This is a genomic window from Lentimicrobium saccharophilum (assembly GCF_001192835.1).
In the GTDB taxonomy this organism is placed as follows: domain Bacteria; phylum Bacteroidota; class Bacteroidia; order Bacteroidales; family Lentimicrobiaceae; genus Lentimicrobium; species Lentimicrobium saccharophilum.
In genome coordinates this window covers 1102450-1114529 of record NZ_DF968182.1, presented here as the reverse complement: position 1 = coordinate 1114529, position 12080 = coordinate 1102450, and the positions used below count along the sequence as shown (strand labels likewise).

Annotated in this window: 8 protein-coding genes, 1 tRNA gene and 1 rRNA gene; 3 read left to right on the top strand and 7 right to left on the bottom strand. The window is 49.1% G+C overall.

Annotated features, from left to right (window positions below; genetic code table 11):
• Positions 1–21 precede the first annotated feature (21 nt).
• Positions 22–95 (bottom strand) — tRNA-Ile (locus TBC1_RS04005).
• A 150-nt stretch (positions 96–245) separates the two neighbouring features.
• Positions 246–1769 (bottom strand): 16S ribosomal RNA (locus tag TBC1_RS04000).
• 15 nt (positions 1770–1784) lie between these two features.
• On the opposite strand from TBC1_RS04000, the gene TBC1_RS18155 reads away from it, so the two are divergent.
• On the top strand, positions 1785–2135 hold the full coding sequence (locus TBC1_RS18155) for a hypothetical protein (protein WP_062038859.1): 351 nt from the start codon (positions 1785–1787) through the stop codon (positions 2133–2135).
• Between the two features lie 145 nt (positions 2136–2280).
• Positions 2281–2868 carry a hypothetical protein gene (locus tag TBC1_RS03990; protein ID WP_062038855.1) on the top strand — a complete coding sequence of 196 codons (588 nt, stop codon included), beginning with the start codon at positions 2281–2283 and terminating at the stop codon, positions 2866–2868.
• A gap of 27 nt (positions 2869–2895) precedes the next feature.
• Here the strand turns inward: TBC1_RS03990 and TBC1_RS03985 are convergent, their stop codons facing one another.
• Both TBC1_RS03985 and TBC1_RS03980 read right to left on the bottom strand, forming a co-directional pair.
• Positions 2896–4326, bottom strand: coding sequence for an alpha-L-fucosidase (locus TBC1_RS03985; protein ID WP_062038852.1), 1431 nt, complete (start codon positions 4324–4326; stop codon positions 2896–2898).
• Positions 4327–4415: 89 nt separating this feature from the next.
• Positions 4416–5885 (bottom strand): aminoacyl-histidine dipeptidase, encoded by a 1470-nt coding sequence (locus tag TBC1_RS03980; protein WP_062042732.1) that lies wholly within the window; start codon positions 5883–5885, stop codon positions 4416–4418.
• Positions 5886–6001: 116 nt separating this feature from the next.
• Between TBC1_RS03980 and TBC1_RS03975 the strand changes: the two genes are divergently transcribed.
• Complete coding sequence (locus TBC1_RS03975; RefSeq protein ID WP_062038849.1) at positions 6002–6622, top strand: nitroreductase family protein; 621 nt, start codon at positions 6002–6004, stop codon at positions 6620–6622.
• 1 nt (position 6623) lies between these two features.
• On the opposite strand, the gene rpe is transcribed toward TBC1_RS03975, so the two are convergent.
• The 3 genes from rpe to TBC1_RS03955 all read right to left on the bottom strand — a co-directional run bounded on the left by rpe (position 6624) and on the right by TBC1_RS03955 (position 12027).
• Positions 6624–7283: a ribulose-phosphate 3-epimerase gene (rpe, locus tag TBC1_RS03970; protein WP_062038846.1), complete on the bottom strand. Its 660-nt coding sequence runs from the start codon at positions 7281–7283 to the stop codon at positions 6624–6626.
• A gap of 1689 nt (positions 7284–8972) precedes the next feature.
• Complete coding sequence (locus TBC1_RS03960; RefSeq protein WP_062038840.1) at positions 8973–9836, bottom strand: sigma-70 family RNA polymerase sigma factor; 864 nt, start codon at positions 9834–9836, stop codon at positions 8973–8975.
• A 58-nt stretch (positions 9837–9894) separates the two neighbouring features.
• Positions 9895–12027, bottom strand: coding sequence for a polyribonucleotide nucleotidyltransferase (locus TBC1_RS03955; RefSeq protein ID WP_062038837.1), 2133 nt, complete (start codon positions 12025–12027; stop codon positions 9895–9897).
• Positions 12028–12080: the final 53 nt, after the last annotated feature.

Here is a 12080-nt window from a genome sequence, read left to right as displayed (position 1 = left end):
TGATAACGTTTGATTTTGATGTAGTCCCGCGCAGATTTGAACTGCGGACCCCTACATTATCAGTGTAGTGCTCTAACCAACTGAGCTACGGGACTATGTTTTTCAGTAGTTTCCTATTCCTGAGCTTTTTTTTCGGGATAGAGCCCTCACCCGTATCTTTCAAGGTGTATATTTAATAAATGAAGCATACGAATAAGCAGCAAAGACATTCTTTATTGCTAAAGAAAGGAGTAAACCTTCTCTAGAAAGGAGGTATTCCAGCCACACCTTCCGGTACGGCTACCTTGTTACGACTTAGCCCCAGTCACTGGTTTTACCCTAGGCGACTCCTTACGGTTATCGACTTTAGGTCCCCCCAGCTTCCATGGCTTGACGGGCGGTGTGTACAAGGCCCGGGAACGTATTCACCGCGCCATGGCTGATGCGCGATTACTAGCGAATCCAACTTCACGGAGTCGGGTTGCAGACTCCGATCCGAACTGAGACCGGCTTTGGAGATTTGCATCCTGTCACCAGGTAGCTGCCCTCTGTACCGGCCATTGTAGCACGTGTGTAGCCCTGGACGTAAGGGCCGTGCTGATTTGACGTCATCCCCGCCTTCCTCACTACTTGCGTAGGCAGTTCCTTTAGAGTCCCCAGCATTACCTGATGGCAACTAAAGGTAGGGGTTGCGCTCGTTATGGGACTTAACCCGACACCTCACGGCACGAGCTGACGACAACCATGCAGCACCTCGTAAAATGCTCCGAAGAGATGTAAGCTTTCACCTACAGTCATCTTACGTTCGAGCCCAGGTAAGGTTCCTCGCGTATCATCGAATTAAACCACATGCTCCTCCGCTTGTGCGGGCCCCCGTCAATTCCTTTGAGTTTCAATCTTGCGATCGTACTCCCCAGGTGGATTACTTATTGCTTTCGCTCAGACGCTGACTGTGTATCGCCAACATCGAGTAATCATCGTTTACAGCGTGGACTACCAGGGTATCTAATCCTGTTTGATCCCCACGCTTTCGTGCATGAGCGTCAGTTATAGCTTAGCGAGCTGCCTTCGCGATCGGTGTTCTGTGTCATATCTAAGCATTTCACCGCTACATGACACATTCCGCCCACTTCAACTATACTCTAGACTGACAGTATCAAAGGCAGTTCCACAGTTGAGCTGTGGGATTTCACCCCTGACTTACCAATCCGCCTGCGCACCCTTTAAACCCAATGAATCCGGATAACGCTTGCATCCTCCGTATTACCGCGGCTGCTGGCACGGAGTTAGCCGATGCTTATTCTTCAGGTACCTTCAGCCCCGCTCACGAGCGGGGGTTTATTCCCTGACAAAAGCAGTTTACAACCCATAGGGCCGTCTTCCTGCACGCGGCATGGCTGGTTCAGGCTTGCGCCCATTGACCAATATTCCTTACTGCTGCCTCCCGTAGGAGTCTGGTCCGTGTCTCAGTACCAGTGTGGGGGATAACCCTCTCAGGACCCCTAGACATCGTTGCCTTGGTGAGCCGTTACCTCACCAACTAGCTAATGTCACGCATGCCCATCTTTAACCGATAAATCTTTAATTGCAGTGTGATGCCACACCGCAATGTTACGGAGTATTAATCCCGATTTCTCGGGGCTATTCCCCTGTTAAAGGTAGGTTGCATACGCGTTACGCACCCGTGCGCCACTCTCATCAAAGTATTGCTACCCCGAATCCCGTTCGACTTGCATGTATTAAGCCTGCCGCTAGCGTTCATCCTGAGCCAGGATCAAACTCTCCATTGTAAATGAAAAATTTAAATGTTCTCAAGATCTACTCTCAGTTCATCTATTCACATAGTGAACCGCTTTGCTGCTTATTTTTCGTATTGCTCCATTAGTTCAAAGAACTCTCTTTCTGCCAAACAACAAACTTTATTATCGTTTGGGGCTGCAAAATTACAAACTATTTTTAATCCTGCAACTCTTTTTAGATTTTTTTTCAAAAAACTTTCCAACCTCGCTCTTCCCGCAGAATTAACCGCTTTTAGCCTCAATTGGGATGGCAAAAGTACTGCCTTTTTTTATTCCTGCAAGGGGTTGATCAAACTTTTTTCTGCCAATTTTCCTAATACATTCATTCTAAACCTGTTCAACATCAAAAAAAAATGAACTTTTTTTTGATCGGCAGATACCCCGCTACAGCCCAAAAACAACCCAGATTGATTAAATGCCTGATTTACATAAATATAAAAAATATCTCCATTTACGACCGTTTTAACATGATTTTGTAATTTAGCCGTTAAAATTTCTCCCCATGAAGGCGCTACGACTCATACTTTTCGCTCCTATACTTATAATACCCGCCCTGTTTTCTGAGGCAGATGCCCAGGAATTTACGAAAAACAAAGAGAAATTCTCCGATAATCTCTTCTTCGGCGGCGGGCTGGGATTGCAGTTCGGCACACTTACCCTGATTGATCTTTCACCCATCGTTGGATACCGCGTAACCGAAAAGTTTGAAACCGGACTCGGACTTACTTATAAATACTACAGATATAAGGATTACTACATCGATTATTACACGGGCATAAGTTATGATCTGAAAAGCAACATCCTCGGCGGTTCTGTATTTGCAAGGTATCATATTCTTGACAATGTTTTTGCCCATGCCGAGTTTGAATCATTGCGATACAACTACACATCCTATTATAGTTCAGGCACAGGATTGCTTTCGGAACCAGCCACCGCCATCATCAACAGCTTATTTGTGGGCGGTGGTTACCGGCAACGGATTTCTCAGGGATCTTATTTCTATATAATGGCACTGTGGAACCTTAATCAGGACGCCCTCTCGCCATACGACAATCCTGTACTCCGCATGGGAGTTATTCTTGGCAGATAATGCAATCCGGAAACGCGACGGGCAATCTCACCTCTTCCCGGCAAACCTGAATACCAGCGCAGGACTTGACTTCAGTAAACTTTTCAACTCAGGAGTCAGCGGAATAAACACCTCGCCCTTTTTAGAAATATCCGCCTTTACCTTCAGACTGCTGCCCATTAACAAGGGTTTGCCCGGATAACCATCAGGCAGCTCCACTTTCAGTATTTCCGGGAATACATCCTGATCGGTCAGGTAAATGGCATAAATAAAACCATTCTTTTGTGTATAAACAAATCCTTCCTTTTCATAAGGTGCCGCAGGTTTGCAGGCGTATATACCCTCTCCGTTCACTTCCATCCATCTTCCGATCTCCTCCAGTCGCTGGTATGCTTCCGGAGCCCATTCCCCATCGGGACCGGGACCTATGTTCAGCAGAAAATTACCGCCGCGCGCCACAATGCGGCATAATAACCTGATCAATTCAGCGGATGATTTATAATGATCGCCCGGCACATAGCTCCAGGAGTTGCCCATGGTCATGCAGGTTTCCCAGGGGAAGTCAAGCAGTTGCTCCGGAACGCGCTGTTCCGGTGTAAGATAATTCTGATCAGGGCCTTCAACAGCCCTGTCCACCACTAAGATCCCCGGCTGAAGCTTCCTGGCCATGGCCGCAATTGCCGGCATGTCAATATCCTGGTTAACCAGCCGCTTTCCATCAGGAAAAACGGTATCCGCGCACTTTTTCACCCATCCGCCATCCAGCCAGAGGATATCAACCCTGCCGTAATCTGTTAACAGTTCCCTGATCTGTCCACGGGTAAAATCCTTGTATCGCTCCCATTTCTCCGGGTATTTTTCGCGGCTATAGTTCACATTCCGGTCAACCGGCGGAAAGTAAGGATCCCAGTAATCAGGGCAATGCCAGTCGGGTTTTGAGAAATATGCCCCGATGCCCATGCCCTTATTTCTGAATGCATCGAAAATCCCGCGTGTGATGTTGGCTGCAGGGTTACCTGAAAACGCACAATCAGGACCGGTGATGCGGTAATCCGTAAGTTTCGTATCGAACATACAGAATCCATCGTGATGCTTGGTGGTGAAAACCATATACTTCATCCCGGCTTTAGCTGCGGCCTCCGCCCACCTTTGCGGATTAAAGCGCACCGGGTTGAATGTTGAAGGCAACGACTCATAAGCCTTGCGGTATTCAAAATAGTCATGTGCGAAAGGCCCTTTACGGGCACACCAATCTTCGTCTTCCGGACATATGCTCCAGCTTTCCACCACGCCCCACTGACTGTATGGCCCCCAGTGCATCAGCAGTCCGAACTTCAGATTCTGCCACCAGGCAAGCTTTTCTTTTACCAGTGAATCTTCAGGCCAGAAATAAACCCGGTCATCGTGATGCTGCGCCCTTAATCCGGCGCTCAGGAATATTATCCAAATGATTAATGAAACGCTGAAAAACTTTTTCATACATATTTATATTTATACCCGGGAGAACTTTATTCAGGCCAGGACACACAAAAACGGCCTCCGTAACGGAGGCCGCGTTAATGCTTCGTTTAACTCACTTCCGTTTCGGGAATATTCTTCAGTATTTCCAGGGTCAGATCCCAGAACTTCTGTACGGTAGGGATCAGCAGCCTTTCATCGGGTGAATGGGCGCCTTTGATGGTCGGACCATAGGAAATCATATCCATTCCCGGGTACTTCTCCCCTACCAGACCGCATTCAAGCCCTGCATGGATGGCCAGCACTTTGGGTTCTGCATCAAACAGCCTGTGGTAAGCATTGCGGGAGATCTCCAGCACCTCCGATTTCGGATTGGGAGTCCAGCCCGGATAGCCATCGGAATGTACCGATTTGCCACCGGCCAGGTTGAAAACCGCAACCACCATATTGGCAATATTGTCCTTGGCCGATTCCACCGAGCTGCGCTGGCTGGTGGTAATCTCAATTTTATTTTCAAGGGTTTTGACTGAGGCCAGATTGGTTGAGGTCTCCACGAAATTCGGGATGTCGGCCGACATTGCTATAACACCGTGGGGGCATGCATAAAGGGCATTCAGTAAACGCTCCTGGGTAGAAATGTCGAAAAGATAATCGGGCAGATCGCAAGCCTTGAACTGTAGGTTGAGGCCCGGTTCGGTTATTTTCAGCTCATTCCTGACAGTAGAACTGAATTTCGATGCAAATTCTTCAAAATCCCGGGTGAAACGCTTCGGCAGGGTAACAATGGCAGTTGCTTCACGGGCAATTGCATTTCTGAGGTTACCCCCGTCAAATTTCGAGAGGCGCATTTCGAAACGACGATTTGCTTCCCAAAGCAAGCGGTTGAGTATCTTGTTTGCATTGCCGAGCCCTTTATTGATATCGTCTCCTGAATGTCCCCCTTTCAATCCGCTTACTTTCACAACATAACCAGCCTGATTGGCACCTACCGGAACTTTGGAATAATTCATGGCGATGACGGTATCTTTACCGCCGGCGCAACCGATAAATATTTCCCCTTCATCCTCTGAATCAAGGTTGAGCAGAATCCGGCTGTTGAGCAAATCGGGCTTCAGCCCGAAAGCGCCGGTCAATCCGGTTTCTTCATCCACCGTAAACAGGCACTCTATCGGTCCGTGGGCGATATCGTCCGCCTCGAGCAAGGCAAGTTGTGCGGCAATGCCGATCCCGTCGTCGGCGCCAAGGGTGGTGCCGTGCGCTTTTACCCATTCACCGTCTATATAAGGCTGAATCGGATCGGACTCAAAATCGTGCAGGGTTTCGCTGTTTTTCTCGCAGACCATATCAATGTGGCTCTGCAGTACGACAGATTTCCGGTTTTCCATCCCCGGTGAAGCAGGTTTCCTGATCAGGATGTTTCCGGTTTCATCCACAATGGTTTCAAGACCTGCCTTTTGGCCGAAAGCAACAATATAGGCGGCAATTTTTTCTTCCTTTTTGGAAGGACGCGGCACTTTGCAAATCTCTTCGAAATAATGCCACAATCTGGCTGGTTTCAGCCGGTTTAACGCTTCGCTCATGGTATTTTTTAATTTGAATGCGGAATTTATCTTCACAAATATATTATTTTTATAACTCCAAATAAAACAGACGGACACTTTTACGTTAATTACACAGGAATTATAAACCAGGATCAATGGAACTCATACATGCAATTGAAAACCGTGTAAGTGTCCGCAGTTTTACCGCGGAACCTGTCGGCAGAAAAGACCTCGAAGAACTGGTAAGGCGTGCAGGCCTGGCGCCGAGTATCAACAATTCACAGCCCTGGAAATTTGTGGTAATCACAAAGCGTGAGTTGCTGAAAGAAATGGCGGCAGCAGTTTCAAACGCACTGGGAGAACTTCCGGTAAAGGACAAGGAAGACCTCAATCATGCCTTTCTTTCCAGGATTGAATGGTATTCCACCTTTTTCGAAGATGCACCGGCCGTGATCGCATTGCTGATGAAACCATATATCTCGGTGCTTGAGAAAGGGGCGGATCTCACACACGAAGAAATTGACAACATACGCAACCGCCCTGATATGCAGACAGCCGGTGCCGCCATTCAGAATATCCTGCTTTCGGCCGTTGATCTGGGACTGGGCGCCTGCTGGATGAGTGCACCCATGATTGCCAGGCCTGCGCTGGAATCGCTGTTGCAGGTTGAAGAGCCTTATAAACTGATCACTTTCGTCGCTGTGGGCAAAATCTTCGGGGCTCCGGCAAGGAAGTCAAAAAAGTCAGTGGGTGAAATTATCCGGTTTATTGATTAACTCAGACTGGCACTGTATTTTTCAGCTTACTGATCGTGCCGGCAGGATCTGCCGAGGAAAAAACCGTATTGCCGGCCACCAGCACGTCTGCCCCGGCAGCAATCAGTTTTCCTGCATTGTTGAGGTCAACGCCTCCGTCAACCTCAATAAGAGCGGATGATCCGGATGAAGAAATAAGCTTTTTCAGCTTTCCGATCTTTCCGTAAGTCCCTTCAATGAACTTCTGCCCCCCGAACCCGGGATTTACCGACATCAGCAGCACCAGGTCAATTTCGGTGATGATTTCCTCAAGCACAGAAACGGGTGTGTGCGGGTTCAGCACCACCCCTGCTTTCATCCCCAGCTCCCTTATCTGATGCACAGCTCTGTGGAGATGTGTGACAGCTTCGGCATGTATACTAAGACAGTAAGTACCCAGGTCGCGGAAAGTATCGAAATAACGCTCGGGCTGAACAATCATCAGGTGCACATCAAGCGGCTTTTTGGCTATTTTGCCAATGGCTTTGATCACCGGCATCCCGAATGAGATGTTGGGCACGAAAACCCCATCCATCACATCCACATGAAACCAGTCGGCTTCGCTGCGGTTAACCATTTCTATATCTTCACCCAAACGGGTAAAATCGGCAGAAAGTAAAGAGGGGGCGATCAGGTGTGTCATTCGGGCTCAGTTTTGGTGCAAGGAAACGCAAATTTACATAAATTCCCGATAGAGCGCATTTGCCCTCAATGAGGCGGAACAGGTTCCGACGCTTGTCATCGCTGTAAAAAAAAAGTGTGGAGCTTAGTCCGCTCAGTTTTTATCCAGAACTTCCGCCGGCTTTTGGGCTAAAGCCCCTGCAAGTTCCGGGTTGGCCATTACCCCGGGCTAAAGCCCAGGGTAATTAAAAGCCTTCCTGGAAAAGATAATGCCAGGATAAAATTCCTTGTAGGTTCCAGGGTTTGCTATATCCAGCTAGAGCTTTGGGTAATTGAAAGCATTCATAAAAAGGAGTAAAAGTCAGGATAAAAGTCCCTGTAAGTTCCGGGGTTTGCTTTATCCTTTTGAAACCCGGGATAATGGAAATCATTCAAAAGAAAGAGCGGAGGTTAGTCCGCTCAGTTTTTTTCCTGGATAAGTTTTCAGGATATTGCTCCCGGAGGTATGCTTCAGCCTCCGGATGGTTTTTTCCTTAATCAGACTTGTCCCTGGCCCGGGGTGCTTTCATTTCCTTACCCCGGGCTTCAGCCCGGGATAAAAGCAGCGCCCCGCCCCAACCGGCTTTAGCCGAAAAGATGAGAAAAGCTAGATCAGGATAAACCCACGACAGCGGGGAAATAATACTAACCCGGCGTCGACTGAACTTCCGCCGGCTTTTGGGCTAAAGCCCCTGTCAGTTCCGGGTTGGCCATTACCCCGGGCTGAAGCCCAGGGTAATCAAAAGCATTTTAAAAGAGCGGAGGTTAGTCCGCTCAGTTTTTTTCCGGGATAAGTTTTCAGGATATTGCTCCCGGAGGTATGCTTCAGCCTCCGGATTCTTTTTCCTTTATCCGCGTTGTCCCTGGCCCGGGGCGCTTTCATTTCCCTTACCCCGGGCTTCAGCCCGGGATAAAAGCAGCGCCCCGCCCCAACCGGCTTTAGCCGAAAAGATGAGAAAAGCTAGATCAGGATAAACCCACGACAGCGGGGAAATAATATTAACCCGGCGTCGACTGAACTTCCGCCGGCTTTTGGGCTAAAGCCCCTCTAAGTTCCGGGTTGGCCATTACCCCGGGCTGAAACCCGGGATAATGGAAATCATTCAAAAGAAAGAGCGGAGGTTAGTCCCCTCAGTTTTTTTCCGGGATAAGTTTTCAGGATATTGCTCCCGGAGGTATGCTTCAGCCTCCGGATGGTTTTTTCCTTAATCAGACTTGTCCCTGGCCCGGGGCGCTTTCATTTCCCTTACCCCGGGCTTCAGCCCGGGATAAAAGCAGCGCCCCGCCCCAACCGGCTTTAGCCGAAAAGATGAGAAAAGCTAGATCAGGGTAAACCCACGACAGCGGGAAAATAATATTAACCCGGCGTCGACTGAACTTCCGCCGGCTTTTGGGCTAAAGCCCCCGTAAGTTCAGGGTTGGCCATTACCCCGGGCTAAAGCCCAGGGTAATTAAAAGCCTTCCTGGAAAAGATAATGCCAGGATAAAATTCCTTGTAGGTTCCAGGGTTTGCTTTATAAAGCTGAAGTCCTGGGTAATTGAAAGCATTCATAAAAAAAGCAGAAGCCAGGATAAAAGTCCCTGTAAGTTCCGGATTTGCTTTATTCTGCTGAAGCCCGGGATAATGGAAATCATTCAAAAAAAAGAGCGGAGGTTAGTCCGCTCAGTTTTTCTATCCAAGATAAGTTTTCAGGATTTTGCTCCTGGAGGTGTGTTTCAGCCTCCGGATGGCTTTTTCCTTGATCTGCCTTACGCGCTCGCGGGTAAGGTCGAAACGCTCCCCGATCTCTTCGAGGGTAAGCGGATGCTCGCCGCCCAATCCGAAATATAACCGGATAACATCAGCCTCGCGCGGGGTAAGGGTTGAAACGGCCCGCTCTATCTCCTTGCGGAGTGATTCGTAGAGCAGTTCTGTTTCAGGCGTAGGGCCGTCCTCGCTGCGCAGCACATCGTACATGTTGTTGTCCTCGTCCTGCACCAAAGGTGCGTCCATGGAAACATGCCGGCCCGAGTTGCGCATCGACTCTTTTACCTCATTCTCGCTGATCTCGAGCAGCCCGGCGATTTCATCGTAATTGGGTTCGCGCTCGTATTCCTGCTCCAGCCTGGCATAGGCCTTGTTGATCTTGTTGATGGATCCGATCTTGTTAAGCGGAAGCCTCACAATACGCGACTGTTCGGCCAGCGCCTGCAGGATGGACTGCCTGATCCACCATACGGCGTAAGAGATAAACTTGAATCCGCGGGTTTCGTCGAAACGCTGCGCAGCCTTAATCAGGCCAAGGTTCCCCTCGTTGATCAGGTCGGGCAGGCTTAAGCCCTGATTCTGGTATTGTTTTGAAACGGAAACAACGAACCTCAGATTTGCTTTGGTCAGTTTTTCAAGTGCGGCACGGTCGCCCTGCTTAATACGCTGGGCCAGCGCTACTTCTTCATCGGCAGTGATCAGCTCAACTTTTCCTATCTCCTGAAGATACTTATCCAGCGAAGCTGTTTCGCGATTGGTTACCTGTTTGGTAATCTTTAGTTGCCTCATATTCTCCCTTTAAATTAACAGCGAATCCTTTTTACGTAAAAAACGGTCGAATGTTACATTATTTCTGATCCGGCTCCGGTTTAGGCAGCAAAACTTTACGCGAAAGCTTCAGTTTTCCGGTTTTACTGTCAATATCAATCAGCTTGACGTCGATTTCGTCACCTACCTTCAGCGCACTTTCCACTTTATCAAGGCGCCTGTGCTCAATCTCAGAAATGTGCAGCAGTCCGTCCTTTCCGGGCAATACCTCTACAAAGGCGCCGAAAGTGGTGATGTTCTTAACAACACCGTGGTAAACGGTTCCGATTTCAGGGATGGCAACAATGCGTTTGATTTTATCCTTCACGGCCTCAATCGACTCCTTGTTGTTGGAAACAATATCGATGATTCCGAAATCTCCGACTTCTTCAATCACGATGGTTGATCCTGTTTCGCGTTGCATTTCCTGAATAACCTTACCGCCGGGGCCAATCACAGCGCCGATAAATTCCTTCGGGATGGTCATTTTTACGATACGCGGCACATGCGGTTTGTAATCCTCACGGGGGGTGCTGATGGCCTTCATCATCTCGCCCAGGATGTGCAGCCTGCCGGCTTTTGCCTGTTCGAGCGCCTGTGCAAGCACCTCATAGGGCATCCCGTCAACCTTGATGTCCATCTGGCAGGCGGTGATGCCGTCAACGGTACCGGTAACCTTGAAGTCCATATCTCCAAGGTGGTCTTCATCGCCAAGAATATCGCTCAGTACGGCAAAACGGCTGGTTTTGGTATCCGAGATCAGTCCCATGGCAATACCGGAGACCGGCTTTCTGATCTTTACCCCTGCGTCCATCAAGGCCATGGTACCGGCACAAACGGTTGCCATTGACGAAGATCCGTTCGACTCAAGGATATCGCTGACCACGCGGATGGTATAAGGATTTTCTTCCCCGTTGGGAATCATGGGTTTCAAAGCCCTAAGCGCCAGGTTACCGTGACCGATTTCGCGGCGGCTGGTTCCCATGATGCGTTTTACCTCACCGGTTGAGAATGGCGGAAAATTATAATGCAGGATGAAATTGATCTTTTCTTCAATCACGGCTCCGTCGATAACCTGCTCATCAAGCTTGGTACCCAGGGTAACCGTGGTAAGCGACTGGGTTTCGCCGCGGGTGAAGATGGCTGATCCGTGTACGGCAGGCAAATAGTCTACCTCGCACCAGATGGGCCGGATCTGATCCAGTTTGCGTCCGTCGAGCCGCTGACGTTTGTCAAGAATAACGTTTCTGACGGCTTCTTTCTCCACATCATGATAATAACGGGAGATCATGAATTCCTTCTCTTTGGCTTCCTCCGGATCGAGGGTGGCAATAAACTCCTCCTTGATTGCGGCGAAAGCGTCGGAACGCTCATGCTTGGCGGTAGGATTGCTGGCGATATCAACAATACGCTGATAGGCAAATGCATGCAGTTTCTCTTTCAGTTCCGCATCATTGGTTTCGTGGCAATAGGTACGTTTGGGATTGGCCTTTTCAACCATTGCAGCCAGTTCAAGCTGGGCACGGCACTGGATTTTAATGTGCTCATGCGCAAACTTAATTGCTTCGATCATATCGGCTTCCGAAACTTCCTTCATTTCGCCTTCAACCATCATGATATTGTCCATGGAAGCGGCAACCATGATATCGAGATCGGCCAGCGGAATATCTTTGGTATGGGGGTTCACTACAAATTTGCCATCGATGCGGGCGACCCTGACCTCAGAAATCGGTCCGTTGAAGGGGATATCCGACACGGCAAGGGCAGCGGAAGCCGCCAGTCCTGCGAGCGCATCGGGCAATATGTTCTCATCGGCTGAGATCAGGGTAATGATCACCTGGGTTTCAGCATGAAAATCATCCGGGAAGAGCGGACGCAGCGCCCTGTCAACAAGGCGGGCTATCAGAATTTCATAGTCCGATGGACGGGCTTCACGTTTAAAAAAGCCACCGGGAAAACGTCCGGCAGCGGCGTATTTCTCCCGGTATTCCACCGAGAGGGGCATAAAGTCGACATTTTCGCCGGCCTCTTTTCTGGCAACCACAGTAGCCAGTAACATAGTGTCGCCCATTTTTACTACAACGGCACCATCAGCTTGCTTGGCCAACCGACCGGTCTCAATGGAGATGGACCTTCCATCCCCGATGTCGAAAGTTTTTACTATTCCTTGCATATAAATTATTGTGAAAATGATTGTTACACGATCAGTCCCATGGAGGGAAAACC

Bases quoted from the DNA above. Each gene is read 5' to 3' on its own strand.
- TBC1_RS18155 (WP_062038859.1), top strand. From the start codon at position 1,785: ATGTTCTCAAGATCTACTCTCAGTTCATCTATTCACATAGTGAACCGC.
- TBC1_RS03990 (WP_062038855.1), top strand. From the start codon at position 2,281: ATGAAGGCGCTACGACTCATACTTTTCGCTCCTATACTTATAATACCC.
- TBC1_RS03985 (WP_062038852.1), bottom strand. From the start codon at position 4,326: ATGAAAAAGTTTTTCAGCGTTTCATTAATCATTTGGATAATATTCCTG.
- TBC1_RS03980 (WP_062042732.1), bottom strand. From the start codon at position 5,885: ATGAGCGAAGCGTTAAACCGGCTGAAACCAGCCAGATTGTGGCATTAT.
- TBC1_RS03975 (WP_062038849.1), top strand. From the start codon at position 6,002: ATGGAACTCATACATGCAATTGAAAACCGTGTAAGTGTCCGCAGTTTT.
- rpe (WP_062038846.1), bottom strand. From the start codon at position 7,283: ATGACACACCTGATCGCCCCCTCTTTACTTTCTGCCGATTTTACCCGT.
- TBC1_RS03960 (WP_062038840.1), bottom strand. From the start codon at position 9,836: ATGAGGCAACTAAAGATTACCAAACAGGTAACCAATCGCGAAACAGCT.
- TBC1_RS03955 (WP_062038837.1), bottom strand. From the start codon at position 12,027: ATGCAAGGAATAGTAAAAACTTTCGACATCGGGGATGGAAGGTCCATC.